Source organism: Pantoea dispersa (genome assembly GCF_019890955.1).
GTDB lineage: Bacteria > Pseudomonadota > Gammaproteobacteria > Enterobacterales > Enterobacteriaceae > Pantoea > Pantoea dispersa.
The window spans coordinates 2,752,342-2,778,785 of record NZ_CP082346.1; the positions used below are offsets into that span (position 1 = coordinate 2,752,342).

At 59.6% G+C, this 26,444-nt stretch carries 25 protein-coding genes and 3 tRNA genes; 13 read left to right on the forward strand and 15 right to left on the reverse strand.

Annotated elements, in window-relative coordinates:
* Positions 1 to 8: 8 nt before the first annotated feature.
* On the forward strand, positions 9 to 485 hold the full coding sequence (locus tag K7H94_RS12830) for a kinase inhibitor (RefSeq protein WP_222951154.1): 477 nt from the start codon (positions 9 to 11) through the stop codon (positions 483 to 485).
* Between the two features lie 78 nt (positions 486 to 563).
* Here the strand turns inward: K7H94_RS12830 and pgl are convergent, their stop codons facing one another.
* Positions 564 to 1,559: a 6-phosphogluconolactonase gene (gene pgl / locus K7H94_RS12835; protein WP_222951155.1), complete on the reverse strand. Its 996-nt coding sequence runs from the start codon at positions 1,557 to 1,559 to the stop codon at positions 564 to 566.
* 148 nt (positions 1,560 to 1,707) lie between these two features.
* Here pgl and K7H94_RS12840 point away from each other — a divergent pair, with 148 nt between their 5' ends.
* Positions 1,708 to 2,526: a pyridoxal phosphatase gene (locus K7H94_RS12840; RefSeq protein ID WP_222951156.1), complete on the forward strand. Its 819-nt coding sequence runs from the start codon at positions 1,708 to 1,710 to the stop codon at positions 2,524 to 2,526.
* Positions 2,527 to 2,633: 107 nt separating this feature from the next.
* Here the strand turns inward: K7H94_RS12840 and modC are convergent, their stop codons facing one another.
* The 4 genes from modC to K7H94_RS12860 form a co-directional block, all read right to left on the reverse strand.
* Positions 2,634 to 3,692 (reverse strand): molybdenum ABC transporter ATP-binding protein ModC, encoded by a 1,059-nt coding sequence (gene modC, locus K7H94_RS12845; RefSeq protein WP_222951157.1) that lies wholly within the window; start codon positions 3,690 to 3,692, stop codon positions 2,634 to 2,636.
* Positions 3,692 to 4,384 (reverse strand): molybdate ABC transporter permease subunit, encoded by a 693-nt coding sequence (gene modB, locus K7H94_RS12850; protein ID WP_222951158.1) that lies wholly within the window; start codon positions 4,382 to 4,384, stop codon positions 3,692 to 3,694. The genes modC and modB overlap by 1 nt, the downstream gene beginning before the upstream one ends.
* The gene (gene modA, locus K7H94_RS12855; RefSeq protein ID WP_021508510.1) at positions 4,381 to 5,154 is read right to left on the reverse strand and encodes a molybdate ABC transporter substrate-binding protein; all 774 of its coding nucleotides are present in this window, start codon (positions 5,152 to 5,154) and stop codon (positions 4,381 to 4,383) included. Before modA ends, modB begins: the two co-directional genes overlap by 4 nt.
* Before the next feature lie 127 nt (positions 5,155 to 5,281).
* Positions 5,282 to 5,440 carry an AcrZ family multidrug efflux pump-associated protein gene (locus tag K7H94_RS12860; protein ID WP_021508511.1) on the reverse strand — a complete coding sequence of 53 codons (159 nt, stop codon included), beginning with the start codon at positions 5,438 to 5,440 and terminating at the stop codon, positions 5,282 to 5,284.
* Between the two features lie 117 nt (positions 5,441 to 5,557).
* Here K7H94_RS12860 and modE point away from each other — a divergent pair, with 117 nt between their 5' ends.
* From modE to gpmA, 6 genes are all read left to right on the forward strand, one after another.
* The gene (gene modE / locus K7H94_RS12865) at positions 5,558 to 6,340 is read left to right on the forward strand and encodes a molybdenum-dependent transcriptional regulator (protein WP_141496545.1); all 783 of its coding nucleotides are present in this window, start codon (positions 5,558 to 5,560) and stop codon (positions 6,338 to 6,340) included.
* A gap of 76 nt (positions 6,341 to 6,416) precedes the next feature.
* Complete coding sequence (gene modF, locus K7H94_RS12870) at positions 6,417 to 7,889, forward strand: molybdate ABC transporter ATP-binding protein ModF (protein ID WP_222951159.1); 1,473 nt, start codon at positions 6,417 to 6,419, stop codon at positions 7,887 to 7,889.
* Positions 7,890 to 8,151: 262 nt separating this feature from the next.
* Positions 8,152 to 9,195 carry a galactose-1-phosphate uridylyltransferase gene (galT, locus tag K7H94_RS12875; RefSeq protein WP_058757858.1) on the forward strand — a complete coding sequence of 348 codons (1,044 nt, stop codon included), beginning with the start codon at positions 8,152 to 8,154 and terminating at the stop codon, positions 9,193 to 9,195.
* The gene (gene galK / locus K7H94_RS12880) at positions 9,196 to 10,344 is read left to right on the forward strand and encodes a galactokinase (RefSeq protein ID WP_222951160.1); all 1,149 of its coding nucleotides are present in this window, start codon (positions 9,196 to 9,198) and stop codon (positions 10,342 to 10,344) included. It begins immediately after the preceding gene.
* Positions 10,338 to 11,372 carry a galactose-1-epimerase gene (gene galM, locus K7H94_RS12885; RefSeq protein WP_222951161.1) on the forward strand — a complete coding sequence of 345 codons (1,035 nt, stop codon included), beginning with the start codon at positions 10,338 to 10,340 and terminating at the stop codon, positions 11,370 to 11,372. The genes galK and galM overlap by 7 nt, the downstream gene beginning before the upstream one ends.
* Positions 11,373 to 11,524: 152 nt before the next feature.
* A complete protein-coding gene (gene gpmA / locus K7H94_RS12890; RefSeq protein ID WP_010616013.1) occupies positions 11,525 to 12,277 on the forward strand; it encodes a 2,3-diphosphoglycerate-dependent phosphoglycerate mutase in 753 nt (250 codons plus the stop codon).
* 63 nt (positions 12,278 to 12,340) lie between these two features.
* Here the strand turns inward: gpmA and aroG are convergent, their stop codons facing one another.
* Positions 12,341 to 13,393, reverse strand: a complete 1,053-nt coding sequence (aroG, locus tag K7H94_RS12895; protein ID WP_021508517.1) for a 3-deoxy-7-phosphoheptulonate synthase AroG — start codon at positions 13,391 to 13,393, stop codon at positions 12,341 to 12,343.
* A 294-nt stretch (positions 13,394 to 13,687) separates the two neighbouring features.
* Here aroG and K7H94_RS12900 point away from each other — a divergent pair, with 294 nt between their 5' ends.
* From K7H94_RS12900 to zitB, 4 genes are all read left to right on the forward strand, one after another.
* On the forward strand, positions 13,688 to 14,047 hold the full coding sequence (locus K7H94_RS12900) for a YbgS-like family protein (protein ID WP_058757861.1): 360 nt from the start codon (positions 13,688 to 13,690) through the stop codon (positions 14,045 to 14,047).
* 103 nt (positions 14,048 to 14,150) lie between these two features.
* Complete coding sequence (locus tag K7H94_RS12905) at positions 14,151 to 14,735, forward strand: response regulator transcription factor (RefSeq protein WP_021508519.1); 585 nt, start codon at positions 14,151 to 14,153, stop codon at positions 14,733 to 14,735.
* Positions 14,717 to 17,797 carry an ATP-binding protein gene (locus K7H94_RS12910; RefSeq protein WP_222951162.1) on the forward strand — a complete coding sequence of 1,027 codons (3,081 nt, stop codon included), beginning with the start codon at positions 14,717 to 14,719 and terminating at the stop codon, positions 17,795 to 17,797. Before K7H94_RS12905 ends, K7H94_RS12910 begins: the two co-directional genes overlap by 19 nt.
* Positions 17,772 to 18,728 (forward strand): CDF family zinc transporter ZitB, encoded by a 957-nt coding sequence (gene zitB, locus K7H94_RS12915; protein ID WP_021508521.1) that lies wholly within the window; start codon positions 17,772 to 17,774, stop codon positions 18,726 to 18,728. The genes K7H94_RS12910 and zitB overlap by 26 nt, the downstream gene beginning before the upstream one ends.
* Here zitB and pnuC read toward each other — a convergent pair.
* The 3 genes from pnuC to K7H94_RS12930 all read right to left on the reverse strand — a co-directional run bounded on the left by pnuC (position 18,725) and on the right by K7H94_RS12930 (position 21,173).
* Positions 18,725 to 19,444, reverse strand: a complete 720-nt coding sequence (gene pnuC, locus K7H94_RS12920; RefSeq protein WP_021508522.1) for a nicotinamide riboside transporter PnuC — start codon at positions 19,442 to 19,444, stop codon at positions 18,725 to 18,727. The two genes, zitB and pnuC, sit on opposite strands and share 4 nt — an antisense overlap.
* 25 nt (positions 19,445 to 19,469) lie before the next feature.
* Complete coding sequence (nadA, locus tag K7H94_RS12925) at positions 19,470 to 20,531, reverse strand: quinolinate synthase NadA (RefSeq protein ID WP_150058435.1); 1,062 nt, start codon at positions 20,529 to 20,531, stop codon at positions 19,470 to 19,472.
* Between the two features lie 126 nt (positions 20,532 to 20,657).
* Positions 20,658 to 21,173, reverse strand: coding sequence for a methylated-DNA--[protein]-cysteine S-methyltransferase (locus tag K7H94_RS12930; protein WP_021508524.1), 516 nt, complete (start codon positions 21,171 to 21,173; stop codon positions 20,658 to 20,660).
* A gap of 158 nt (positions 21,174 to 21,331) precedes the next feature.
* On the opposite strand from K7H94_RS12930, the gene K7H94_RS12935 reads away from it, so the two are divergent.
* Complete coding sequence (locus tag K7H94_RS12935) at positions 21,332 to 22,792, forward strand: AlkA N-terminal domain-containing protein (RefSeq protein WP_222952051.1); 1,461 nt, start codon at positions 21,332 to 21,334, stop codon at positions 22,790 to 22,792.
* A gap of 496 nt (positions 22,793 to 23,288) precedes the next feature.
* Here the strand turns inward: K7H94_RS12935 and K7H94_RS12940 are convergent.
* The 6 genes from K7H94_RS12940 to tolB form a co-directional block, all read right to left on the reverse strand.
* Positions 23,289 to 23,364 (reverse strand) — tRNA-Lys (locus K7H94_RS12940).
* 32 nt (positions 23,365 to 23,396) lie between these two features.
* Positions 23,397 to 23,472: transfer RNA gene (locus K7H94_RS12945), tRNA-Lys, on the reverse strand.
* A 50-nt stretch (positions 23,473 to 23,522) separates the two neighbouring features.
* Positions 23,523 to 23,598 (reverse strand) — tRNA-Lys (locus K7H94_RS12950).
* 166 nt (positions 23,599 to 23,764) lie between these two features.
* Positions 23,765 to 24,556 (reverse strand): cell division protein CpoB, encoded by a 792-nt coding sequence (gene cpoB, locus K7H94_RS12955; RefSeq protein WP_058757869.1) that lies wholly within the window; start codon positions 24,554 to 24,556, stop codon positions 23,765 to 23,767.
* Positions 24,557 to 24,565: 9 nt separating this feature from the next.
* On the reverse strand, positions 24,566 to 25,084 hold the full coding sequence (pal, locus tag K7H94_RS12960; protein ID WP_021508527.1) for a peptidoglycan-associated lipoprotein Pal: 519 nt from the start codon (positions 25,082 to 25,084) through the stop codon (positions 24,566 to 24,568).
* A gap of 64 nt (positions 25,085 to 25,148) precedes the next feature.
* Positions 25,149 to 26,444, reverse strand: coding sequence for a Tol-Pal system beta propeller repeat protein TolB (tolB, locus tag K7H94_RS12965; protein WP_021508528.1), 1,296 nt, complete (start codon positions 26,442 to 26,444; stop codon positions 25,149 to 25,151).

Below are 26,444 nucleotides of genomic sequence, written 5' to 3' on the forward strand. Positions count from 1 at the left end.
GAGAGATCATGCGCGTAGTGAGCCAGGATTTTAACGATGGCGATAAAATGCCCGAGCGCCACGTGTTTAACGGCATGGGTTACCAGGGCGATAATCTGTCGCCGCACCTGGCATGGGATGAAGTGCCGGCCGGCACCAAAAGCTTTGTGGTGACCTGCTACGATCCGGATGCCCCGACCGGCTCTGGCTGGTGGCACTGGGTGGTCGCCAATATCCCGGCTGAGGTGACCGTGCTGTCACAGGGCGCCGGTTCCGGCGTGGCGGAACTGCCGGAGGGTGCCATTCAGACGCGCACCGATTTCGGCCAGAACGGTTACGGTGGTGCATCGCCGCCGCAGGGCGAATCGCATCGCTACATCTTTACGGTGCATGCGCTGGACGTGGAGAAAATTGAGGTGGACGAAGGTGCCAGCGGCGCGATGGTCGGCTTCAACGTGCACTTCCATGCGCTGGCCAGCGCGTCGATCACGGTGAAATACGCCTGATTGCATAAGGTGCGCATCGCTGCGCACCCTGGCAGAGGTCGCCGTAGATGGCGACCCTGCATGACCGAAGCGCGTTCCTCAGTCCAGCGCGTGAATCACTACCCACATCGGGCCCTGACCCACGGCGTAACGCGCCAGCGGTTGCAGCAGGCCACGATCGCCGATGCGATAGACTTCAATGTGATGCGATTTCTGCCCCGCCGCCACCAGATACTGACCGCTGCCATCAATGTTAAAGCCACGCGGCTGAGTTTCGGTCGGCTGATAACCCTCAATCGTCAGCACCGAGCCGTCCTCACTGAGACTGAACACGGTCAGCGTGCTGCTGGTGCGGTCACAGGCATACAGGAAGCGACCGTCCGGGGTGATATGGATATCCGCTGCCCAGCGCGTATCGCTGAAGCCCGGTGGCATCATATCAAGACTCTGCACGCGCTCGACCTGGCCGTTAACATTATTCAGCGCCCAGACGTCGACGGTGCTGTCCAGTTCGTTAACCACATAGCCATAGGCGCCGTTCGGGTGGAACGCCATATGACGCGGGCCGGCGCCTTCTACCGTGGTCACCTGCGGCTGCGCGCGCGGTGCCAGCGTGCCGCCCGCCTGCAGCTGATACAGGCAGATGCGATCCTGTTTCAGCGCTGGCACAAACAGCGTCTGGTTGCTGAGGTCGATATTCGCCGAATGGCAGCCCTCCAGCCCGTTAATCACCTGCAGCGGTGCCTGCGGCAGGCCGTCGCTGCCAATCGGACTGATGCTGACACAGGCATCGTTATACGAGCCGCAGAACAGATAGTTGCCCTGGCGGTCGGTAGAAATGTGAGTCGGGCTGCCCGGCAGCGGCGCTTCACCGGCCAGGCTCAACGTACCGTCGGCCGCAATGCGGTACGCCAGTACGCGAAAATTCGGACGCACGCCGACATAGAGAAAATCTTTCTTCGGGCTCACCACCATCGGCTGCACCTGGCCGGCCACATCCGTGACCTGCAATAACGTCAGTGCGCCATCTTCCTGCATCTGCCAGGCGTGGATCTGCTGGCTCTCGGGACTGGCGGTATACACGACTTGTTTCATGCGTTTTCCTTATTCGCTGCCTGATGAAAAACAGTAACTGTAGCGCGTTTCACCGCGGCGCGCTGGGCTGATTTGTGCCCTGCTTTTTGTCTCAGGGCCGCTGGCGGGTGTAGACTTAATGCTTTGCTAACTCCGGACGGAAAGTGTAATGAGCTACCGCGTAATCGCCCTTGACCTCGACGGCACCCTGCTGACCCCAAACAAAACCATCCTGCCAGAATCCCTTGAAGCCTTAGCCCGCGCGCAACAGGCTGGCGTTCAGGTGCTGATCGTCACCGGTCGCCATCACTGCGCGATTCACCCGTTTTATCAGGCGCTGCAGCTGACAACGCCCGCCATCTGCTGTAACGGCACGTACCTGTACGATTACCAGGCGCAACGGGTGCTGGCTGCCGATCGGCTGGAGAAAAGTCAGGCGGCGCGAGTGATTGAGATGCTCGATCAGGAGAATATTCACGGTCTGCTGTATGTCGATGATGCGATGCTGTACCAGGAAGCGACCGGCCATGTGACGCGCACCCTCAACTGGGCGCAGTCGCTGCCGGAAGCGCAGCGCCCGCTGTTTGTGCAGGTGCCGAGTCTGGCGCAGGCGGCGCACGACGCGCAGTCGATCTGGAAATTTGCCCTGTCGCATCCGGATACCCGCGCGCTGCAGCAATTTGCCGAACGCACCGAACGCGAGCTGGGTCTGGCGTGTGAATGGTCGTGGCACGATCAGGTCGACATCGCTCAGGCCGGCAACAGCAAAGGCAAACGCCTGGCGCAGTGGGTGGCGAGCCAGGGTCTGAGCATGCAGGACGTGCTGGCGTTTGGCGACAATTACAACGATCTCAGCATGCTGGAGCAGGCCGGGCTGGGCGTGGCGATGGGCAATGCCGATGACGCCATCAAAGCACGCGCGCGCAAAGTGATCGGCACCAACCTTGAGCCGGGCATTGCGCAGGTGATCTACCAGGAAGTGCTGTAACGCCAGGCTGACCGCGGCATAAGGCATCAGTCAGGTTGACCGGAAAAAAGCGCGAAAAATCGCGCTGATCCGCAAACCGGACATACCGCGCTGTCGTCCGGTTTGGGTTACGCGGTAATCGACACGCTCTTGATCTGCGCATACAGCCACTGATCGGGCCGGATATTCAGTTCGTCGCGCGCCCACGGTGAAATGCGCGCCCACAGCTCGCTGACGCCGATGCGCAGCTTCACTTCGACCTGGTCGTCCAGCTCCAGCAGCTCCACCACCTGCGCCGGTAAAATATTGCGGATCGAGGTGTTTTGCGGCGGCTGCAGCGCCAGCGACACGTCCGCCGAGGCGATACGGATGCGCAGTACGCTTTTCACCGGCTGATTCACCCGGCTGACCCAGATGTGCTGATCGCCAAGCGACAGCGCGGTCATCGGGTAATCCGGATGCTGCTCCAGCACCTGCACGCGCAGCACGCTGCTGCGCTCGGCCGCCGGCAGCCAGGGCCGCATCGCGCTGCTGCCCCACACTTTTCCCAGCGCGCCGAAGGCTTTGACGTTACCGTTATCCAGCACCAGCACCTGATTCGCCAGCTGGACAATCTCCTCCAGGCTGTGGCTCACGTACAGCAGCGGAATCTCCACCTGCTTCGCCAGCTTCTGCAAATAGGGCATCAGCTCGCGCTTGCGTGGCAGATCGAGCGACGCCAGCGGTTCGTCCATCAGCAGGATATCCGGCGCGCTCAGCAGCGCCCGGCCCATCGCCACGCGCTGCTTTTCACCCCCCGACAGCGAGGCCGGATAGCGATCCAGCAGCGCATCCAGTCCCAGCAGCGTCACCAGCGCCCCGAACTGCGCCTTCATTTTAGGCGCCATGCCATACTGCAGATTGCCGCGCACGCGATAATGGGGAAACAGGCGCGCATCCTGAAACACGTAGCCGATGCGGCGTTTTTCCGGCGGCAGATTGATACCGCTGTCGCGGTCAAACAACAGACGATCGTTAAGCGCAATCTGGCCGCTTTGCGGCTGCGTCAGACCGCTGATGGCATTGATTAATGAGGTTTTTCCCGCCCCGGACACGCCAAAGATCGCGGTGATGCCGCTGGCCGGAATCTCCACATCGACGTTGAGCTGATGCTCGCCGAGCTGTTGCGCAATGTTGATTTTCAGCATCAGGCCGCTCCCAGCCGCTTGCGGCCCCAGCGCGCCAGCAGCTCCGAGGCCACCAGCGACAGCAGCGCCAGCGCAATCGCCACCGCGCACAGCCGCGCCGCGGTGCCTTCCGCGCCGGGCGTTTCAATCAGGGTAAACATGGCTGACGGGATGGTGCGGGTTTCGCCGGGAATGTTGGAGACAAAAGTAATGGTGGCACCAAACTCACCTAGCGAGCGGGCAAACGCCAGCACGGTGCCCACGATGATGCCCGGAAAAGTCAGCGGCAGCGTGATGGTGAAAAACACCCGCCAGCGGCCCGCGCCCAAGGTCCGCGCCGCCTGCTCAAGCCGGCTGTCTACCGCTTCCAGTGCCAGACGAATGGCGCGCACCATCAGCGGAAACGCCATCACCGCCGAGGCCAGTACCGCACCGCGCCAGCTGAAGGCGAAGGTGATACCGAACCAGTCATACAGCCAGATGCCAATCAGGCCGCGCCGTCCCAGCGTTAGCAGCAGTAAATAGCCCACCACCACCGGCGGCAGCACCAGCGGCAGGTGAATCAGGCTATCGAGCAGGGTTTTGCCAGGAAAGCGACAGCGCGCCAGAATCCAGGCCATCAGGATGCCAAACGGCAGGCTGCACAGCACCGCCACGCAGGAAACTTTCAGGCTGAGGAACACGGCCTGCCATTCGGGATCGCTCAGTATCATCTCTTCGGCGTAAATCCATACTGTTTAAACACGGCAGCGGCATCCGGCCCCTGCAGATAGTCATAGAAGGCCTGCACCGCTGCGTTCTGGTGATCGCTGACCACCGCCATCGGGTACTCTACGGGTTTGTGACTCGCTTCGGGGAAGCGTCCGACCACCTGCACCTTATCACTGGCTACCGCGTCGGAACCGTACACGATGCCATACGGCGTTTCGCGTCGCTCCACCAGCGCCAGCGCGGCACGCACGTTGTTAGCCGGTGCGAGCCGTGAAGCCAGCGTGTCCCACGCGCCCAGCTTTTGCAGCGCTTCTTTGGCATAAATGCCTGCCGGCACGTGATCCGGATCGCCCACCGCCAGGCGCTCGCCCTTAAGCAGGTTCTGCCATGGGGTCTGCGCATTGATGGTCACCGGCTGCGCGTTAGCGCTTTTTGCCGCCACCAGCACCAGATCGTTGCCCAGCAGCGTGTAGCGCGTACTGCCGATCACGCTGTTTTTCGCCACCGCATCGTCCATCCACTGCTGATCGGCAGAGATAAACAGATCCGCCGGGGCGCCCTGCTCGATTTGCCGCGCCAGCGTCGACGAGGAAGCGAACGAGGATACCACTTCAACGCCGCTTTTTTGCTGATATTGCGTGGCAATCTGCTGCATCGCATTGGTCAGCGAGGCCGCGGCGAACACGGTAATTTTCTCCGCCGCCAGTGCCTGACCCGACAGCGACACGGTGACCACGGCTGCCGCCGCCCAGTGATAAAGCGTATTTTGCATAGAGAGCTCCAGGTTACGTTATATAGTTGATAATACAACGCGAGCCTGAAAGCTGTCATGAGCTTTATATCGGCAAAAACGGCGGGAAGTTAAGGGCAAAACGCCCGCAGCGTGCGGGCGTTAAAAATCAGTGGTGTGAGCTATTGGCGGGACGATCGTCGCGGCGGCCAAATTTAGAGATGACGTTAAAGACTTCACCCAGGCCGTAAATCAGACCCAGCATAATCGCCATCACGATGGGCACCATGATGATGGCGACCGCCAGGCTTTTTAACAGTTCCAGCATGGAAACCTCGCGCAAAGAGTAAAAAAGTGATTGTAACGGCTGGAGAAAAAAAGGCACTGCCCTTTTCGTGCTTTTACTTTAGGCCTTACAATTGGCGCATTCACCTAAGGAGCTGACATGCAGGCAGAACTCTCTCTTCACATTCGTCTTCAGCAGAAACTGTTTGCCGATCCGCGCCGTATCGAGCTGCTCAGGCGCGTGCAGGAAACCGGCTCCATCAGCCAGGGCGCCAGACTGGCGGGCATCAGCTATAAAAGCGCCTGGGACGCCATCAATGAGATGAATCAGCTGGCGGATCAGACGCTGGTCGAACGCGCAACCGGCGGCAAAGGCGGCGGCGGTGCCCGGCTGACGCGCTACGGCGAGCGATTGATTCAGCTGTTTCAGCTGATGGAGCAGATCCAGCAAAAAGCCTTTGACGTGCTGCAAAACGACAGCCTGCCGCTCGACAGCCTGCTGGCGGCCATCGCCCGCTTTTCCCTGCAAACCAGCGCGCGCAACCAGCTGTTTGGCACGGTGCAGGCGCGCGATCGTCAGCAGGTGCAACAGCACGTTGAGGTACTGCTGAACGACGGCGTGACGCGCCTGCAGGTGGCTCTGACCGAACGCAGCGCGGAGCGGCTGCAGCTCGACAGCGGTAAAGAGGTGCTGGTGCTGATCAAAGCGCCGTGGATCCGCCTGACGCCTGACGCCGCAGAGGGCGATAATCAGCTGCCGGGCGTTGTCCACACCATCGAACCCGGCGAAACGCAGAGTGAAGTGCTGATTGCGCTGGCGGGCGGTGAAATGCTGTGCGCCACCATTCCCAGCCAGGCGCTTCGCCAGCATAATCTGCAGCCCGGCAGCGCCGTGACCGCCTGTTTTAATGCCGAACACGCCATCATCGCCACACTGCTCTGATCTGGCCGCCATGATTTGACTTCATTTCGCTGGCTCGCTACAACTGAGCGACTTGATGCAGAAAACGGAACAAATCATGGCCTCATTGCAAATTTCGCAAGGCATATTTCACCTGAGCGATAGCCGTACCCTGACCCTGCCGGACTTAACCCTGCACAGCGGCGAAAGCTGGGCCTTTGTCGGTGCCAACGGCAGCGGTAAATCTTCGCTGGCGCGCGCGCTGTCCGGCGAGCTGACGGCGGCAAAGGGCAAGCTGCGGCAGGATTTTCAGCGCCGCACCCGTCTGTCGCTGGAGCAGCTGCAACAGCTGGTGACGCAGGAGTGGGAGCGCAACAACACCGATCTGCTGAGTGAAGGCGAAGATGACACCGGCCGCACCGCGCTGGAGATCATTCAGGATGAAGTAAAGGATGAGGCGCGGGCGCGGGCGCTGGCCCAGCAGTTTGGCATCAGCGCTTTACTGACTCGTCGCTTCAAATACCTTTCTACCGGCGAAACGCGCAAAACGCTGCTGTGTCAGGCGCTGATGGCGCAGCCGGATTTGCTGATCCTCGACGAACCTTTTGATGGTCTGGATGTGGCATCGCGCGCCAGCCTTGCCGATACGCTGCATCAGCTGCATCGCGACGGTTACACCGTGGTGCTGGTGCTGAACCGCTTTGACGATATTCCGGATTTTGTCCAGCAGGTCGGCGTGCTGGCGGAGTGCACGCTGACGCACGTGGGCGCGCGCCAGGCGATTCTCGCCGAAGCGCTGGTGGCGCAGCTGGCGCACAGCGAACGCCTGCAGGGCATGGCGCTGCCGGAGCCGGACCAGCCGGATCAGCTGCCGCAGCTGGCGGCAGATGCGCCGCGCGTTATCCTGCGCAACGGCGTGGTGTCGTATAACGATCACGCGGTGATCGACGGCCTGAACTGGCAGGTCAATCCCGGCGAGCACTGGCAGATTATCGGCCCCAACGGCGCGGGTAAATCGACCCTGCTCAGCCTGGTCACCGGCGATCATCCGCAGGGCTACAGCAATGATTTAACGTTGTTTGGTATTCGGCGCGGCAGCGGTGAAACCATCTGGGACATCAAGCAGCATATCGGTTACGTCAGCAGCAGCCTGCATCTGGATTACCGCGTCAGCTGTAACGTGCGTACGGTGATCCTCTCAGGCTTTTTTGATTCGATCGGTCTGTATCAGGCGGTATCGGATCGGCAGAAAGCGCTGGCGCGCCAGTGGCTGGCGCTGCTTGGCATGGACAATGCGCTGGCCGATGCGCCGTTTCATAGCCTGTCGTGGGGCCAGCAGCGGCTGGTGCTGATTGCGCGCGCGCTGGTGAAGCACCCGACGCTGTTAATCCTGGATGAGCCACTGCAGGGGCTCGATCCCATTAACCGCCAGCTGGTGCGCCGCTTTGTTGATGTGCTGATCGGCGAAGGCCGTACTCAGCTGATGTTTGTTTCCCACCACGCCGAGGACGCGCCGCAGTGCATCTCCCACCGCCTGAGTTTTGTAAAACAGGGTGCGGGCTATGCTTATCAGCAGGAGGCGTTGCATTAGTTTTCATTGATGAGCGGGTCGCCATCCATGGCGGCCCGGCAGTAACAGTACGCACCTGACAGATTTCTTCCCCTAAAAATGTAACCGCTACCACTAGCCTGCCGCATTATTCAGCAAATGCTACGCATAAACCCACAAAATGAGAATCGTCACCTTGTGTAAACGATACCATTTATCCAGACTGGATCACGCTTTCAGCGCCACCGTTATGCTACGTTGAAGGCAGTGATTTTCTTCTGTTTGCCGATTACCAGGACTTGTTATGCAAAAATTTAACCCGGTCGATCATCCGCATCGCCGTTATAACCCGTTGATCGATCAATGGGTGCTGGTGTCACCGCATCGCGCCAAACGTCCGTGGCAGGGTGCGCAGGAGACGCCGGCGCTGGAGCAACTGCCCGCACACGATCCGGACTGCTTCCTGTGCGCCGGTAACACCCGTATCACCGGCGACAAAAATCCCGATTACAAAAGCACTTACGTATTCACCAATGACTTTGCCGCGCTGATGACCGATACACCGGACGCGCCGCAGAGCGATGATGTACTGATGCGCTGTGAAGGCGCGCGCGGTACCAGCCGGGTGATCTGCTTCTCACCGGATCACAGCAAAACCCTGCCCGAACTGCCGCTGCACAACTTGCAGGATATCGTGCGTACCTGGCAGGAGCAGACCGCTGAACTCGGCCAGCACTATCCGTGGGTGCAGGTGTTTGAAAACAAAGGCGCAGCGATGGGCTGCTCGAATCCGCATCCGCACGGTCAGGTGTGGGCCAACAGTTTTCTGCCGAATGAAGCGCAAAAAGAGGATGACAACCAGCGCCGCTACTTTGCTGATAAAGGTACGCCGCTGCTGGTGGATTACGTAGCGCGCGAACTGCAGGACGGCAGCCGTACCGTGGTTGAAACCGATCACTGGCTGGCGGTAGTGCCGTGGTGGGCGGCCTGGCCGTTTGAAACCCTGCTGCTGCCTAAAACGCACGTGAAACGTATTACCGATCTTAACGAGGCGCAGCGCACCGATCTGGCGCTGGCGCTCAAGCAGCTCACCAGCCGTTACGACAATCTGTTCCAGTGCTCGTTCCCCTATTCGATGGGCTGGCACGGCGCGCCGTTTAACGGCGAAGCCAACGATCACTGGCAGCTGCACGCGCACTTCTATCCCCCGCTGCTGCGCTCCGCCACGGTACGAAAATTTATGGTTGGCTACGAGATGCTGGCCGAGACCCAACGTGATTTAACGGCGGAACAGGCAGCAGAACGTCTGCGCTCTGTCAGCGCTATCCATTTCCGCGAGGAACAATAAATGTCTTTAAAATCGATCACTCAACAGGTTTTCGCTGACACCTTCGGCTATGCGCCGAGCCACAGCATTCAGGCACCGGGCCGGGTGAACCTGATCGGCGAGCATACCGATTACAACGACGGCTTCGTGCTGCCCTGCGCCATTGACTATCAGACCGTGATTGCCTGCGCCCGCCGCGACGATCGCCAGGTGCGCGTGGTGGCGGTGGATTACGACAATCAGCAGGATAGCTTCTCGCTGGATGCGCCGATTGAGCCGCTCAGCGAACCGATGTGGGCCAATTACGTGCGCGGCGTGGTGAAACATCTGCAGCAGCGCGACGCCAGCTTTGGCGGCGTGGATATGGTGATCAGCGGCAACGTGCCGCAGGGTGCCGGTCTCAGCTCGTCCGCCTCGCTGGAAGTGGCGGTAGGCACTGTGTTCCAGCAGCTGTATCAGCTGAAGCTCGACGGCGCAGCGATTGCCGTTAACGGGCAGGAAGCGGAGAACCAGTTTGTTGGCTGCAACTGCGGCATCATGGATCAGCTGATTTCAGCGCTCGGCCAGCAGGATCACGCCATGCTGCTGGACTGCCGCACGCTGGGCACGCGCGCCGTATCCATGCCGGAGGATGTCGCGGTGGTGATCATCAACTCGAACTTCCGCCGTAATCTGGTGGGCAGCGAATACAATACCCGCCGCGAGCAGTGCGAAACCGGTGCGCGCTTCTTCAACAAAAAGGCGCTGCGCGACGTAACGCTGGAGGAGTTTGCGGCGGCAGAACAGCAGCTCGATCCGCTGGTGGCCAAACGCGTGCGTCACGTGATCACCGAAAACGCCAGGACGCTGGAAGCGGCGGACGCGCTGAGCAGCGGCGATCTGCAACGCATGGGTGAGCTGATGGCCGCCTCGCACGCCTCAATGCGCGACGATTTTGAGATCACCGTGCCGCCCATCGATCAGCTGGTAGAGATTGTTAAAGCGGAAATCGGCCCGCGCGGCGGCGTGCGTATGACCGGCGGCGGCTTCGGCGGCTGTATTGTCGCCCTGATGCCAACCGATCTGGTCGATCAGGTGAAAGCGGTGGTGGCGCAGCAGTACGAAGCGCAGACCGGCATTAAAGAGACCTTTTACGTGTGCAAAGCCTCAGCAGGAGCCGGCCAATGGTAAGCGACGTCAACTCTCATGCGCCGGACGGCCAGCCGTGGCGCATCACCGTGCTGCGCAACCGCAACGGCATGGTCGCCACCTTTATGGACTGGGGCGCCACCTGGCTGTCGGCGCGCGTGCCGATGCAGGACGGCAGCGTGCGCGAAGCGCTGCTCGGCTGCGCCACGCCGTCCGACTATCTGCATCAGGATGCTTATCTCGGTGCCACCATCGGACGTTACGCGAACCGCATCGCCTTCGCTGAGCTGAAGCCGCTTAACCGGCTGCTGGCGGCCAATCAGGGTCCGCACCAGCTGCACGGCGGGCGGCAGGGTTTCGACAAGCGCCGCTGGCAGATCCTCAGCCAGAGTGACAGCGAAGTGCACTATCGTCTTGATTCGCCGGACGGCGACCAGGGCTACCCCGGCAATCTGATTGCCGATGTGATTTATCAGCTCGATGACGATAACTGCCTGTCGATTCGCTATGAAGCGCAGACCGATCAGGCCTGTCCGGTCAACCTGACCAACCATGCTTACTTCAACCTTGATGCGCATCATGGCGACGCGCGCCAGCATCGCTTACAACTGCAGGCCGATCGTTATCTGCCGGTGGACAGCGCAGGCATTCCCAATGCGCCGCTGAAAGCGGTAGACGGTACCAGCTTTGATTTCCGCCAGCCGAAACGCGTGGCGGACGAGTTCCTGGCCGATGACGATCAGCGCGCGGTGAAAGGTTACGATCACGCGTTTCTGCTCACCACCGCCGGTGACAGCAGCCAGCCTGCTGCGCAGCTGTGGTCAGCGGACGACAAACTTAGCGTGAGCGTGTTCACCGCCGCGCCGGCGCTGCAGTTCTACTCCGGCAACTATCTGGAGGGAACGCGCGCCCGTGAACAGGGCAGCTATACTGCTTTCCAGGGCATCGCTCTGGAGAGTGAGTTTTTACCGGATTCGCCCAACCATAGCGAGTGGCCGCAGCCTGATTGCTGGCTGCAGCCCGGCGACACATGGCACTCCGTGACGCGTTATCGCTTCACCCCGCACTAAGCGCCGGTTGAAAAATGCGCACTGCGGTGCCGACAGGCTTACGCCGTGCGCTGTTTTCCGCTATGGTATGGCGCTATCAGTGTGCCGCTAAAATCAGCGGCCGCAGCCGGTTTCTATCATCATCGAAACATTAAGCATTAAGGAGTAAAGCTATGGCCGTAACTAAGCTGGTTCTGGTGCGCCACGGCGAAAGCCAGTGGAATCAGGAAAACCGCTTCACCGGATGGTACGACGTGGATCTGTCCGACAAGGGTCGCACCGAAGCCAAAGCAGCCGGTCAGCTGCTGAAAAAAGAAGGTTTCGTGTTTGATTTTGCCTACACCTCAGTGCTGAAGCGTGCCATCCACACTCTGTGGAACGTGCTGGATGAGCTGGATCAGGCCTGGCTGCCGGTCGAGAAAACCTGGCGTCTGAATGAGCGTCACTACGGTGCGCTGCAGGGTCTGGACAAAGCGGAAACCGCCGCCAAATACGGCGACGATCAGGTGAAACAGTGGCGCCGCGGCTTTGCCGTTACGCCGCCAGAGCTGGATCGTAACGACGAGCGTTTCCCGGGCCACGACCCGCGCTACAAATCCCTGACCGACGCGCAGCTGCCGACCACCGAAAGCCTGGCACTGACCATCGATCGCGTGATCCCATTCTGGAACGAGAGCATTCTGCCGCGCATCAAGAGCGGTGAGAAAGTGATCGTTGCCGCGCACGGTAACTCACTGCGCGCGCTGGTGAAATACCTCGATAACATGAGCGAAGATGAGATCCTCGAACTGAACATCCCAACCGGCGTACCGCTGGTGTATGAGTTCGACGAGAACTTCAAGCCAATCAAACATTACTATCTGGGTGATGCCGACGAGATCGCAGCGAAAGCCGCCGCCGTTGCTAACCAGGGTAAAGCGAAGTAAGTTCACGCTGAAACGCAAAAGGCCAGACGCGAGTCTGGCCTTTTTTTATGCCGTGCGCTGCCGTTAGCCGCGACGGGTTTTGATCGCCTGCGCCAGCTGACGCAGCGCTTTTTCCGTGTCGTCCCAGCCAATACAGGCGTCGGTGACGCTCTGGCCGTACACCAGCGGTTTACCGCTGTCGAGGCTCTGGTTGCCTTCCACCAGGTGGCTCTCAATCATCACGCCGGTAATCGCCTGCTCGCCGCCAGCAATCTGCTGTGCCACGTCTGCGGCCACCACCATCTGACGCTGGAACTGCTTGCTGCTGTTGGCGTGGCTGAAATCGATCATCACCTGTGGACGCAGGCCCGCTTTTTCCAGCCCGGTTTTCACCGCCGCAACGTGCTCCGCACTGTAGTTTGGCTCTTTGCCGCCGCGCAGAATGATGTGGCAATCTTCATTACCGCTGGTTTCGACAATCGCCGAATGACCATATTTGGTGACCGACAGGAAACAGTGCGGCGCGCTGGCAGCGCCGATGGCATCGATCGCCACTTTGATGGTGCCGTCGGTACCGTTTTTGAAGCCGACCGGACAGGAGAGCCCGGAGGAGAGCTCGCGGTGCACCTGCGATTCGGTGGTGCGCGCACCAATCGCGCCCCAGCTCATCAAATCCGCCATGTATTGCGGCGTGATCATGTCGAGGAACTCACCGGCAGCCGGCAGTCCGGTGTCGTTGATATCCACCAGCAGCTTACGCGCCAGGCGCAGGCCGTCGTTAATCTGGAAGCTACCGTCCATGTAAGGATCGTTGATCAGCCCTTTCCAGCCCACCGTGGTACGCGGTTTTTCAAAGTACACGCGCATCACCACTTCCAGCTCACCCTTCAGCTCCTCGCGCAACGTCAGCAGGCGAGCGGCATACTCTTTGGCTGCCTGCGTATCGTGGATGGAGCATGGCCCAATCACCACCAGCAGGCGGTCATCTTCACCGTGCAGAATGCGGTGAATGGCCTGGCGGGCCTGGGCAACGGTTTGAGCAGCGTTATCGGTGGCGGGGAATTTTTCCAGCAGCGCAACAGGGGGCAGTAACTCTTTGATCTCTCTGATGCGTAAATCGTCGTTCTGGTAATCCATACTTATTCCATTCAAATTTCTGGCCCTGCGTACGCCGGGCGCAACCCGTCCAATGTATCCCTTCAGGCACCAGGTGTAAATTATGTCCTGTGCGCCAATGGCTCGCTCAGATTTGCATTTATTCGTTTATGGACTAAGCTTTTTAAACGTAAGCACTGAGGAATGAGGTGCTTTCGCTATTTATATTCATGCCGAACACTCATGACGGAATTAAATTCCGTCGCGGCACGCTTTTTTCGTCAAACAGCACCAGCGGGTGTCACGCGGCAACTATCCATTTATTACAGGAGCATAATGATGAATAAGTTTGCATTGATTTTTCTGACGGCAGCGATGACTTTGGGCAGCGGCGCAGCACTGGCGGCGGATAACAACAACGGCCAGGCGAATGCGTCAGCAGAAGCCGGCGCAGCCGCGGGCGGCGCGAAAGAGAATCTGCCGCCAAATAATGTCGACAATAGCAACATTAATAATGGCAGCATGAACACCAACGGTGCCGCGACTTCTGGTACCACCTCTGGCAATATGTCGGCCAGCCAGGAACACAAAAATACCATGTGTAAAGATGGTCGCTGCCCGGATATGAACAAGAAAGTTGAAACCAAGGAAGGCGGTGGTCACGTTAAACACAAAACTGACGGCACCACGCAGTAATCCACACGGAGCGTGATGCAGGGCGAGCTTCGGCTCGCCCTGTTGTTTTTCCCCTGCCCTATTTCCGCTATGCTAACGCTATGAAATTCACAGGAACTGTTTCATGGCTGCGCTGCTGCTTATCGATGATCACCCTTTAGTTGAAGTCGCGCTGGAAGCGGCCTGCCTCAACGCCCCTATTCCATTACAGCTTTACGCCGCCGGTGACGAAGCCCAGGCGCGCCAGCTGCTGCAACAGCATCATATTGACCTGATTGTGCTGGATATCGGCCTGCCGGATAGCGATGGTCTGGAGCTGCTGCGCCGTCTGCGTGCGCGCCATCCGCAGTGTCCGGTGCTGATTTACTCGGCCCAGCAGAGCCGCCACACGCTGCTCAGCGCCGCCTCGCTCGGGGCGGCCGGCTATGTGGTGAAGAGTCAAAGCATGGCGCAGTTGCTGAGCGCGATTCTGGCGGTGCTGGGCGGCCAGCAGGCGTTTCCGCCGCTGCCGGAGCGCATTGCGCTACCGCTCACCGAGAAAGAGCAGCAGATTGTGGCGCTGCTGGTGCGCGGGCTGTCGAATATCCAGATTGGCGAACAGCTGCACATCAGCAATAAAACCGTCAGCACCCACAAGAAAAATATCCTCGAGAAGACCGGCGTGCAGTCGGTGGTCGAGCTGGCAGAACTATGGAAAGCGCAGCAGTGAAATGCTGGCTGCTGCTGTTCGCGCTGTTTTTCAGTCTGCTGGCGCGCGCCGGATTGCAGCCCGCCAGCAGCGTGATGCTGCCCGCCATGATGCCCGCGCCGCACGCCGAGCCGTGGCCGGGAGCGGTGCTGCGCGTGGCAGTGCCGGCGCAAAACAGCGCGCCCTGGGCGATGCGCATCGGCGATCGCATCTGGGGCATTGATGCCGACTATCTCAGCGCCCTCAGCCAGCTGAGCGGCAGCACATTCAGCCTGCACGGTTACCCTGACTTTGCCGCCCAGCTGGCGGCGCTGCAGCGTGGCGACGTGGATATGGTGCTGAGCACCCGCCAGCGCGATCTGCCCGCCGACGTACTGACCAGCGAGAGCTGGTTCAACAGTCCGATGCGCATCTACCGCAATCGTGACAACCAGCGCGCGGTGATGTTCAACAGTGATAACGCTCAGCTGACCATCGCCGCCGACACGCTGGCGCAGCTGCCGCAAACCTTTGCACATCGCCACCGCTGGCAGACGCTGCCCGGCAATTTACAGGCGCTGTATGCGCTGCTGAACCAGCAGAGTGACTATCTGGTGGCCGATGAAGCCAGCGCCGGTTTCCTGCTCAGCCAGCTGCAGCAGGGACAGATTTATCAAATCACTGCCGATCCCGGTGCCGGCGAGCTGTCGCTGCGCGCACTGACGCGCGATCCGGCGCTGATTGCCTGGCTCAACCGCCAGCTGCGTTTGCTGCCAGCGGAGTTCAGCAACCGCGTGCAGCAGCGCTGGAGTCCGCCGCTGCTGCGCTATCAGGATACGCAGACCCTGATGCTGACGGGCGCAGAGAAACAGTGGCTGGCGCAGCAGGATGCCATTCCTTATGCCGCCGAGAGCGATAACGCGCCGTGGAGCTATCGCGATGCCAGCGGCAACGCGCGCGGCTTCGGTATTGACCTGCTTAACGCGCTGAGCCAGAGCACCGGTCTGCGTTTCACGCCGCGCTGGGTCAATAATCCGCAGCAGGCCGCCAGTCTGTTGCAGCAGCAGCAGGTGATGCTCAACCTGTTACAGCCGCTGTACGGGGACGATGCTAACCGCACCGCGCTGCCAGTGTGGCGCGCCATCTGGGGCATTTACACGCTGTCCGACAGGCAGCCGATGGACTGGTCCGCGCTGCACGCTCAGCGCGTCGGCGTGCTGCGTGGCGATCTGGCGCAGCGTCTGCTTCCGGCTGAGATCGCGCCCCAGCTGTTCGACGATCGCGCCCAGCTGTGGCAGGCCCTCAACACTGGCCAGATTGATGCAGTGGTGGATAACGTGCTGTCGGCGCGCTGGCGTATGGCCAGCCATGAGGGCAACCGCGTGCATCTCGCGTTTGTGGCCAGCGATATCGCCTGGCCGCTGGCGCCGCAGGTGAGCGCTCAGCAGCCGCAGCTGAGCGCCCTGCTCGACCATGCGCTGCAGCAGATTCCGGCGGATACGCTGAACCAGATGCGCGTCAGCTGGTCGCAGCCGCCGCAGCCCGGCACCACCATGACGATGCGCAATGTGCCGCTGCTGATTTTGATTGCGGCCGCCGTGATCATCCTGCTGTTGCTGGTATTGCTGCTGCGCCGTTATCTGCAGCAGCGGCGTGAGCGGTTACAGCGCGAGCAGGCAGAACGCGCCAATGCCGCTAAAAGTCAGTTTCTCGCCACCGCCAGCCACGAGCTGCGCACGCCGATGCAGGCGATTCTGGGTCTGCTGGAGCTGGAGCAGCAGCAGCATCCGAGCGCGCGGCTCGATCTGATGCACAGCAGCGCCCGGTCGCTGATGACGCTGCTGAACGACCTGCAGGATCATGCGCGTATCGAGAATCACAGCTTCCGCCTGACGCCGCGCCCGCTCGATCTCAGGTTGTGGCTACAGCAGCAACAGCAGTTTTACCACCCGCTGATGCGCGATGGCGGGCCACAGCTGCACGTAGCGGCGCTGACCCCGCTGCCGGCCAGCGTGATGCTCGACAGCGATCGCCTGCAGCAGGTGGTGAACAATCTGGTGGCCAATGCGCTGAAATTTACCCGCCACGGCGAAATCCGCCTGACGCTGGCGGTCACCGGGGATATCGCGCTGACGGTGAGCGACAGCGGCAGCGGCATTCCGCTCAGCGAGCAGGCGCAGCTGTTTGAACCTTGGTATCAGGCGCCGTCGGGCAAGCGCCATGCGGTGCAGGGCAGCGGCCTCGGGCTGTTTATCTGTCGCGAGATTGTACAGCGCATGGGCGGCACGCTGTCGCTGCACTCCGCACCGCAGCAGGGCACCACGGTGAGCGTGCGCCTGCCGCTGGAACCCTGTGCGGCGACAACGGCGGATGACGCCACGCACTGGCCGCACTATCCACAGCTGCGCGTAGCGATTGTCGACGATCACCCGACTAATCTGCTGGTGATGCAGCAGCAGCTGGCGAGCTTTGGCATTACTGCGGCGGTGTTTGAGGATGGCCGCGAACTGCTGCGGGCCGATGCGCAGCAGCCGTTTGATGTGCTGTTTATCGACCAGATGATGCCACGCCCGGATGGCCTGACGCTGCTGCGCATCCTGCGCCGCCGTCAGCGCCAGCGCGTGCAGCCTGCGCTGCGCATACTGTGCTCTGCCGACGTACAGCTGCTGAAACTGCCGCTGCAGGCGCACGAAGCGCAGCTGGTTAAGCCGGTGACTCTGCGGGATATTGCACCGCTTCTGGCGCAGGCAGTGCGCGATCCGCTGCAGGTGCTGCCGGACAGCCTGCAGATTCTGGCGCAGCACAATCCGGCTTTCATTCCGCGTATTTGCCACACCCTGCAGCGTACGCTGCAGCAGGATCGTGATGCGCTGCTGCAGGCGAGCGCGGCCGCAGACTGGCCGCAGCTGGCGCGCGCGGCGCACCGCCTGAAAGGCAGCTGGCTGATGCTCGGCATTGACGACGTAGCCGCCCGCTGCCAGCAGCTGGCCGACGCGGCAAAACAGCATCAGCCTGACCGTGACAATCTCAATTTACTGATATCATTAACGAACAGGCTACTTAACCAACTGGAACGTTATGGCACACACTCATTCTCACAGTGAGCACGGCGGCAACCGCACGCGTCTCGCCGCCGCGTTTGGCGTCACCGCGCTGTTTATGGTTGCCGAGGTCATCGGCGGGCTGGTGTCCGGCTCGCTGGCGCTGCTGGCCGATGCCGGACATATGCTCACCGACGCCGCCGCGCTGCTGATGGCGCTGCTGGCCGTGCAGTTCGCCCGGCGCAAACCGAATGCGCGTCACACCTTTGGCTTGCTGCGTCTTACCACGCTGGCCGCGTTTGTTAACGCCATCGCGCTGCTGGTGATTACCGTCCTGATCGTCTGGGAAGCACTGCGCCGTTTTTACCAGCCCGAGCCGATTGAAGGCGGGCTGATGCTCGGCATCGCCATTGCCGGCCTGCTGGCGAATCTGCTGTCGTTCTGGCTGCTGCACCGCGGCAGCGAAGAGAAGAATCTCAACGTGCGTGCCGCCGCGCTGCACGTGCTGGGCGACCTGCTCGGTTCGGTGGGCGCAATCGTGGCGGCAGTGATTATCATGCTAACCGGCTGGACGCCGATCGATCCGATTCTGTCGCTGCTGGTGGCGCTGCTGGTGGTGCGCAGCGGCTGGGCGCTGCTGCGCGAGAGCCTGCACGAGCTGCTGGAAGGCGCACCGACGCATATCGACGTGGATAAGCTAGCGCGGGCGCTGACACGTCACATTGATGAAGTGCGTAATGTGCATCATGTGCATGTGTGGCAGGTGGGCGAAAAGCCGGTATTGACGCTGCACGTACAGGTGATTCCGCCGTACGATCACGACGGCCTGCTGCGACGCATTCATCAGTATCTGCACCAGCATTATCAGATTGCCCATGCCACGGTGCAGATGGAGTATCAGCCCTGCGTCGGCCCGGACTGCGAGTTATGCGAAGAGAGCGGCACGCAGCACGAGCACGCAGCGCTGGAAGGCCACGCGCATCATCACCACTAATGGGACAGCGCGCGCGAACCCTGTTCCCGTGCGCTCTGCATCCACAGGCGCGTGCCGTTCAGCGCGATCAGCGTCAGGATGGCGTACTCCAGCGCCATGGCATACACGCCCTGACGCGCAAAGATCATCACGCTGATAACGTTGATCACCACCCACAGCAGCCAGTTCTCGACGTATTTGCGCGTCATCAGGATCATCGCCACAATCGACAGCACCATCATGCAGGAATCCCAGAATGGGAAGGCATCCGGCTGCAGCTGCGGCATTACCACGTTAAGACCGAGCGACTGCATCAGGCCCACCGCGGTGCGCGTGAGGAAAGCGAATACCGGGTCGATATAGCGCGTCATCAGCGCAATGGCGATCACGCAGGCGGCGCCCCAGCCGATGGCTTTCGGCAGCGGCAGCCAGCGGATTTTCAGCGCCGCTTCATGGCTGCTGGTCTGCCGGCTCCACGCGTACCAGCCGTACACATTGGCAACAAAGAAGAACAGCTGCAGCAGCAGGCTGGCATACAGCTGAATCTGAAAGAAAATCACCGCAAACAGCGTGACGTTAATCAGACCAAACAGGTAGTTGATAATTTTTTCCTGGCTGGCGAGCCAGATACACAGCAGGCCGGCCAGCGTACCGATCGCCTCAATCCATGACAGATCGTAGCCGCCGACGCCAATCGGAATATGAACCAGAATATTGTGTGTGCTAAAGAAGTCCATCATCTGCACCTGTATGAAAACCGCCTCAGGCGTTCCCTTTCAGCGTAAGTTTTAGTTGTGCTGCAAAGTCTAGCATGCGGTTGAGCGGCAGCAACGCTGCCTTGCGCAGTGCCGCATCGACGTGAATTTCATGCTGAGCGCCGCCGTGTGCCAGCCCTTCAGCGATAGCCTGCAGGCCATTCATCGCCATCCACGGGCAGTGCGCGCAGCTGCGGCAGGTCGCCCCTTCGCCTGCGGTAGGGGCTTCCAGTAACTCTTTATCCGGTACCGCCTGCTGCATTTTGTAAAAAATACCGCGGTCGGTCGCCACAATCATCTGCGGATGCGGCAGCGTTTTGGCGGCCTGAATCAGCTGGCTGGTAGAACCGACCGCATCGGCCAGTTCGACAATCGCCTGCGGTGACTCCGGGTGCACCAGCACTGCCGCGTCAGGATAGAGCGCTTTCATGCGCTGCAACGCCTGGGTTTTGAACTCATCATGCACGATGCAGGCGCCCTGCCAGCACAGCACATCAGCGCCGGTTTGCTGCGTGACGTAACGGCCCAGATGGCGGTCCGGTGCCCAGATAATTTTCTCACCGCGACTGTCGAGATATTCAATCAGCTCAACCGCAATGCTGGACGTCACTACCCAATCGGCGCGTGCTTTTACCGCTGCCGACGTGTTGGCATACACCACTACAGTCCGATCCGGATGCGCATCGCAGAAGCGGTTAAATTCGTCAATCGGGCAACCGAGGTCAAGCGAGCACTCCGCCTGCAGCGTGGGCATCAGCACGGTTTTTTCCGGGCTAAGGATTTTGGCGGTTTCGCCCATGAAACGCACGCCGGCCACCAGCAGCGTTTGCGCCGGATGCTGGCTGCCAAAGCGTGCCATCTCAAGGGAATCCGCCACGCAGCCGCCGGTCTCTTCGGCCAGCGCCTGGATTTCCGGATCGGTGTAGTAATGCGCCACCATCACCGCATCGCGTGCTTTCAGCAGGCGTTTAATTTCTTCGATGTAACCGGCTTTTTCCTGTGGGCTAAGGCGCGCCGGTTTCGGCGGGAAGGGATAAATGGCGCTTTCAGCATCAAACATTGCACTCATGACACGGCTCTCGTTTTATCGATTTAACAAAATCGCCCATCAGGACGATGATGCGGCATTAAATCCGCCATCGTGTTTTATATGCTAAACACAATAGCGGATTACACTGAGCCTGTCGTGTGATTTTTATGCGGGAAGTACCAGCTGCGCGCCGGCCTGCGCCTGTTGTGGGCTTTCCAGCTCAAGCAGAAACGCTTTTACCGCCAGGCCGCCAGCAAAGCCGGTGAGCTTACCGTTGCTGCCGATAACGCGATGACAGGGCGCCATGATCGACAACGGATTTTTACCATTGGCAGCCCCGACGGCGCGTACCGCTTTCGGGTTGCCGATCTGCTCCGCGATTTGCAGATAGCTGCGGGTTTCACCAAACGGAATGGTGAGCAGCGCCTGCCAGACCTTTTTCTGAAACGCAGTGCCAACGGTGTCGTACGGCATGTCAAACTGCTGGCGCTCGCCGGCAAAGTACTGGCGCAGCTGGCGCTCGGCCTCACAGAGAATCGGATGCTGGTCGTTACGCGCGATCGGTTTCAGCGGCACGCGCTGCGCCCCTTCGTTTTCCCATAAAATGGCTGACAGACCGCGATCCGTGGCAATGAGCGTCAGTTCTCCGACGGGCGTGGTAATGATTTTAGCGTGATACATGTTGCACCTCCGGCATGGGCTATGCGGATGATTATCGCACTTTTGCGCGGCAAAACTGGCTGTTTTCGGTCATGAGCATAAACTGGTTAGCTGTCCGATAGCAGCCAGTTTTCCATCCGCACCTGCGCGACGATGGTGTTTATTTGCCGGAGACGATGATGTTTGATCCTGAAATTGCCTATCAGGCGCTGACGGCGCGCGACAGCCGTTTCGACGGGGTGTTTTTTGTCGGCGTGACCTCCACCGGTATTTACTGCCGTCCGATCTGTCCGGTGAAAGCGCCGATGCAGAAGAACTGCCTGTTTTTCACCAGTGCTGAAGCGGCTGAAAAGGCGCACTTTCGCCCCTGCCTGCGCTGTCGTCCCGAGCTGGCACCTGGTTCGGCACCGGTCGATAGCCATCATCGCATCGCCGACCGGCTGATTCGCCGTATCGAAGAAGGCTTACTGGAAGAACAGGAGACACTGGCTGAGATCGCCAGCGAGTTTGACCTGAGTGAACGTCAGCTAAGACGGGTGATTCAGCAGGAGCTGGGCGTGTCGCCGCTTGAACTGCGGCAAACCCGGCGCATGTTGCTGGCGAAGCAGCTACTGACTGAAACCGCATTGCCGGTGACCGAAATTGCCTATGCCAGCGGTTTTCGCAGTCTGCGCCGTTTTAACGACGTGTTCCAGGCTCGCTATCGCATGACGCCATCGCGTCTGCGTAAGCAGATTCAGACGGAAGCCCTGAATGGTGAGCAGGAGAGCGCCGAACTGCGCCTCAGCTACCGGCCTCCTTATGACTGGGACGCCATCCTCGATTTCCTGCAACAGCGCGTGATGAAGCAAGTCGAGTGGGTCAGCGAGGGCGTTTATCATCGTACTGTGGCGCTCGGTCAGTGTCGTGGCTGGGTGCGCATTAGCCATTTGCCGGAAAAGCAGGCGCTGAAGGTGCAATTTACCACCACGCTGACGCCGGTGCTGCCTGCCCTGCTGCGCCGCTTGCGCGATCTGTTTGATCTGGATGCCCAGCCACAGCGCATCAGCGAGCAGCTCAGCCAGGATCCGCTATTAGCTGCGAGTCTGGCACGCTATCCCGGCTTACGCGTTCCTGGTGCGTTTGACGGCTTCGAGCTGGCGGTCCGCGCCATCCTCGGCCAGCAGGTGACGGTGAAAGCCGCGACGACGCTGAGCAGTCGCGTGGCGGAGCGTTTTGGCGCGCCCCTCACCACGCCGTGGCCTGCACTCTCCCGCTTACCGCCAGAGGCCGAATCACTGGCTACTGCCACCCTGGATGATATCGCCAGCCTCGGCATTGTGAGCGCCCGCGCGCAGGCGATCAAGGCACTGGCCGAGTCCTGCGCCTCAGGAGCGCTGCGCTTCAATGGCGCGGTAAATCCGGACGTGGTGCAGCAGCAGTTGCTGGCGCTGAAGGGGGTCGGGCCATGGACAGCGAGTTATATCGCCATGCGCGCCCTGCGCTGGCCGGATGCCTTTCCGAAAGAGGATATTGCGATCCGCAACAATCTCGGTGGCGTGAGCGCAAAGGTCGCAGAGCAGATGTCGCAGGTGTGGCGCCCATGGCGCAGTTACGCGGTGCTGCATATCTGGAAGAGCCTGACGCCGGAAAAGCGCTAGTGAGATTTGGCATGATATCGTTGCCAGAATAACTGTAATAGTGCCTTTCAGCCAAAGGGGACGGGGCGGTTGCGTAAAGTCGCCGTGAATACATCCCTGTAGGCTCTGCCGGCGGTTTACTCGCCTCATCCCTGAGGCTCGCCCACTTTGTGGGCCAACGCTAAGCGTTGTTCAAAAATGCTCCCGGCATTTTTGTCCATGCGCCGGAAGCTTTACTCCACCGCTCCGTACCCTTCGGCTTCATGTTAACTCTCTGCGCCTTGCTGAAAGCGCTGCAAAACTAAAGCAGCTGAAATGCCTGACAGCCAGAAAAGGCGGGTGCGGAGGAGCGAAGCGTCCGAGCCATGGATGGCGAGGCCGATCCACAGGGATGTGAGATTCCTTTGCGATCCGCCCCGCCTTATCTGGCCGGTGCACAATCTCAAAGCAACCCATCTAACACTGTATAAAACGTAAAAAAGCAAAAAGGCGCCTTTAGGGCGCCTTTCTACATAACTGGTGGGTCGTGCAGGATTCGAACCTGCGACCAATTGATTAAAAGTCAACTGCTCTACCAACTGAGCTAACGACCCGCTCGGGAAGTGGCTTACAACTTTCGACTTGATGGTGGGTCGTGCAGGATTCGAACCTGCGACCAATTGATTAAAAGTCAACTGCTCTACCAACTGAGCTAACGACCCATCAAGGTTGTGAAGCAAACTGAAGTGACATCAAAACTGAATGGTTGAGATGGTGGGTCGTGCAGGATTCGAACCTGCGACCAATTGATTAAAAGTCAACTGCTCTACCAACTGAGCTAACGACCCATCTTCAGTGCTGCCGATACTTGTTAAGATATGTCCCGGCAACGGCGGCATATATTACTGATTTAGCGGGAGGGCGCAACCCTTATTTTCCGCTAAATGTCTCAACTGCTTACCTTTCATGCGGCAAGACCAGAAATCAGACGAAATCCGGTCTTAACTGCAGCAATTACATTGCAGCGAGCCGTTTTTGTGCCTGCTTAGCAGACTCAGAGTTAGGGAACTGTTTGATCACCTGCTGGTAGACCGCTTTCGCTTTCGCTGTATCGTTCTTCTCCTGCATGATCACCCCAACCTTAAACAGCGCTTCCGCCGCTTTTGGCGATTTCGGGTAGTTTTTAACTACAGTGGCAAAATAGTAGGCCGCATCGTCCTTTTTGCCTTTGTTGTAAAACAACTGACCCAGCCAGTAATTGGCATTCGGCTGATAGGTGGAGTCCGGATACTTCTTCACCCACGCCTGCAGCGCAGTAATCGCCTGGTCGTACTGTTTCTTCTCAAGAATCAGCGCGACGGCAGCATTGTAATCGGTGTTGGCATCGCCGGTTTGTGCGGGTGCAGCGGCAGCCGTATTGCTGCTCCCCGCATCAGCGTTTCCCGCTGCGGCACCGGCTGCTGCATCCGCACCACCGCTGGCCTGCGCACCATTACTGCTGCTCAGACTGTCGATCTGCTGATAAAGCTGCTTCTGCCGCTCAATCACCTGATTAAGCTGATAACTGTTCTGCTGGATCTGCCCGCGCAGCGAATCGATATCGCTTTGGTTATCACTCATCTGCTGCTGCAACTGCTGCAGAAGCTGAGCCTGGGCATTGGAGATACGTTCAAGAGTGGTGACACGGTCTTCGACCGAGCCTGAGCCAACGCTACTGATTGACGCCTGGGCATTAGCGGCCCAGGGGGCCGCTACGCCAACCAGTAACGACAGACTCAACAGATGAAGTCTGAAGTTACTAATCATGTGATTCTCTTAGTAAACCAGTACGGCACGACGGTTTTTAGCGTAAGCCGCTTCGTCGTGGCCCAGTACAGCAGGTTTCTCTTTACCGTAAGATACGATAGACATCTGGTCAGCAGACACGCCTTTACCCTGCAGGTACATTTTAACGGCGTTAGCACGACGCTCGCCCAGGGCGATGTTGTACTCTGGGGTGCCGCGCTCATCCGCGTGACCTTCGATGGTCACTTTGTAAGATGGGTTGCTGCGCAGGAAAGCAGCGTGCTGATCCAGCATCTGAGCGTATTCAGACTGCACGTCATACTTGTCCAGACCGAAGTAAACGATGTTGTTCTGCTGCAGCTGCTGCATCTGCAGACGCGCCTGCTCGTCAGAAGACATGTTGCCGTTCTGGCCAGCGCCAGCGCCGTATGCACCGTCAGCACCCATACCGGTCTGATCGTTGTTGTTGTTTTTGTGAGAGCTACATGCAGCTACCGCGATAACCGGCAGAGCCAGCATCAAACCCTTCAGCACTTTGTTCAGTTGCATTTCTTTATCCTATTATTTTGTTTGCCATACATTTTACTCCCCCGCCAGGCAAGGGAGCGATGCATCACAGATACGGCGACCAGGCAGGAAATTTGACCTGTCCATCAGTTGCCGGAAGACGCGCTTTGAAACGCCCATCGGTTGAAACCAACTGCAACACGGAACCCATCCCCTGAGTAGAGCTATAGATTACCATCGTGCCGTTAGGAGCCAGACTTGGCGTCTCATCCAGGAACGTGTCCGTTATTGTCTGAACGGCTCCCGTTTCCAGATCCTGTTTGGCGACGTGCTGCGCGCCACCGGCGCTGCTGATCATCACCATCGTTTTACCGTCAGATGACACATCCGCATCCTGGTTCTGAGCCCCTTCCCAGGTAATGCGCTGTGGCGTTCCGCCGTTAACGTTAACTTTGTAAATCTGTGGCGCACCGGCCTGATCCGAAGTGTAAGCCAGCGTCTGGCTGTCCGGGAACCAGGTAGGTTCGGTGCTGTTGTAGCGGCCATCGGTCACCTGACGCGTCTGACCGGAGGCCAGATCCATCACGTACAGGTTCAGGCTACCGGTTTTCGACAGGGCGAAGGCCAGCTTAGAGCCGTCCGGCGAGAAGGCCGGCGCACCGTTGTGACGCGGATAAGAAGCCACCTGACGGATAGCGCCGTTGGCCAGCGTCTGCACCACCAGCGCCGATTTACCGCTTTCGAAGGTCACGTAAGCCACTTTGCTGCCGTCTGGCGACCAGGCCGGTGACATCAGCGGCTGCGGCGAACGGTGTACCACAAACTGGTTGTAACCATCGTAGTCAGACACGCGCAGCTCGTACGGGAACTGACCGCCGTTGGTCTGCACCACATAGGCGATACGGGTACGGAACGCGCCTTTGATACCGGTCAGCTTCTCAAACACTTCATCGCTGGCGGTATGCGCTGCATAGCGCAGCCACTGTTTGGTGACTTTATAGGAGTTCTGCGCCAGCACGGTACCCGGTGCGCCACCGGTATCCACCAGCTGATAAGCCACCTGGTAGCTGCCATCGGCGTTCGGCGTAACCTGCCCGACGACCACGGCATCAATACCCAGTGCGCTCCAAGCGGCAGGCTGTACTTCCTGTGCGCTGGTCGGCTGCTGTGGCAGACGAGAGCGATCCAGCGGATTGAATTTACCGCTGTTACGTAAGTCTGCTGCGACGATGCCACCAATATCTTCGGGTGCAGCGCCCGGACCGGCCCACTGGAACGGCACCACACCAATTGGGCGTGCGGTATTCACGCCCTGCGTAATTTCAATGCGTACTTCCGCGTGCAGCATCGCTGCCCACAGCAGTACAAAAAAACCTAAGGTTACACGAAGTGCCTGCTTCAT

Bases quoted from the DNA above. Each gene is read 5' to 3' on its own strand.
- galM (WP_222951161.1), top strand. From the start codon at position 10,338: ATGGTAAGCGACGTCAACTCTCATGCGCCGGACGGCCAGCCGTGGCGC.
- nadA (WP_150058435.1), bottom strand. From the start codon at position 20,531: ATGAGTGCAATGTTTGATGCTGAAAGCGCCATTTATCCCTTCCCGCCG.
- modC (WP_222951157.1), bottom strand. From the start codon at position 3,692: ATGCTGAAAATCAACATTGCGCAACAGCTCGGCGAGCATCAGCTCAAC.
- K7H94_RS12900 (WP_058757861.1), top strand. From the start codon at position 13,688: ATGATGAATAAGTTTGCATTGATTTTTCTGACGGCAGCGATGACTTTG.
- gpmA (WP_010616013.1), top strand. From the start codon at position 11,525: ATGGCCGTAACTAAGCTGGTTCTGGTGCGCCACGGCGAAAGCCAGTGG.
- K7H94_RS12910 (WP_222951162.1), top strand. From the start codon at position 14,717: ATGGAAAGCGCAGCAGTGAAATGCTGGCTGCTGCTGTTCGCGCTGTTT.
- modB (WP_222951158.1), bottom strand. From the start codon at position 4,384: ATGATACTGAGCGATCCCGAATGGCAGGCCGTGTTCCTCAGCCTGAAA.
- pnuC (WP_021508522.1), bottom strand. From the start codon at position 19,444: ATGGACTTCTTTAGCACACACAATATTCTGGTTCATATTCCGATTGGC.
- K7H94_RS12860 (WP_021508511.1), bottom strand. From the start codon at position 5,440: ATGCTGGAACTGTTAAAAAGCCTGGCGGTCGCCATCATCATGGTGCCC.
- K7H94_RS12840 (WP_222951156.1), top strand. From the start codon at position 1,708: ATGAGCTACCGCGTAATCGCCCTTGACCTCGACGGCACCCTGCTGACC.
- K7H94_RS12935 (WP_222952051.1), top strand. From the start codon at position 21,332: ATGTTTGATCCTGAAATTGCCTATCAGGCGCTGACGGCGCGCGACAGC.
- aroG (WP_021508517.1), bottom strand. From the start codon at position 13,393: ATGGATTACCAGAACGACGATTTACGCATCAGAGAGATCAAAGAGTTA.
- modE (WP_141496545.1), top strand. From the start codon at position 5,558: ATGCAGGCAGAACTCTCTCTTCACATTCGTCTTCAGCAGAAACTGTTT.
- K7H94_RS12905 (WP_021508519.1), top strand. From the start codon at position 14,151: ATGGCTGCGCTGCTGCTTATCGATGATCACCCTTTAGTTGAAGTCGCG.
- galT (WP_058757858.1), top strand. From the start codon at position 8,152: ATGCAAAAATTTAACCCGGTCGATCATCCGCATCGCCGTTATAACCCG.
- tolB (WP_021508528.1), bottom strand. From the start codon at position 26,444: ATGAAGCAGGCACTTCGTGTAACCTTAGGTTTTTTTGTACTGCTGTGG.
- K7H94_RS12830 (WP_222951154.1), top strand. From the start codon at position 9: ATGCGCGTAGTGAGCCAGGATTTTAACGATGGCGATAAAATGCCCGAG.
- K7H94_RS12930 (WP_021508524.1), bottom strand. From the start codon at position 21,173: ATGTATCACGCTAAAATCATTACCACGCCCGTCGGAGAACTGACGCTC.
- pal (WP_021508527.1), bottom strand. From the start codon at position 25,084: ATGCAACTGAACAAAGTGCTGAAGGGTTTGATGCTGGCTCTGCCGGTT.
- cpoB (WP_058757869.1), bottom strand. From the start codon at position 24,556: ATGATTAGTAACTTCAGACTTCATCTGTTGAGTCTGTCGTTACTGGTT.
- modF (WP_222951159.1), top strand. From the start codon at position 6,417: ATGGCCTCATTGCAAATTTCGCAAGGCATATTTCACCTGAGCGATAGC.
- galK (WP_222951160.1), top strand. From the start codon at position 9,196: ATGTCTTTAAAATCGATCACTCAACAGGTTTTCGCTGACACCTTCGGC.
- zitB (WP_021508521.1), top strand. From the start codon at position 17,772: ATGGCACACACTCATTCTCACAGTGAGCACGGCGGCAACCGCACGCGT.
- pgl (WP_222951155.1), bottom strand. From the start codon at position 1,559: ATGAAACAAGTCGTGTATACCGCCAGTCCCGAGAGCCAGCAGATCCAC.
- modA (WP_021508510.1), bottom strand. From the start codon at position 5,154: ATGCAAAATACGCTTTATCACTGGGCGGCGGCAGCCGTGGTCACCGTG.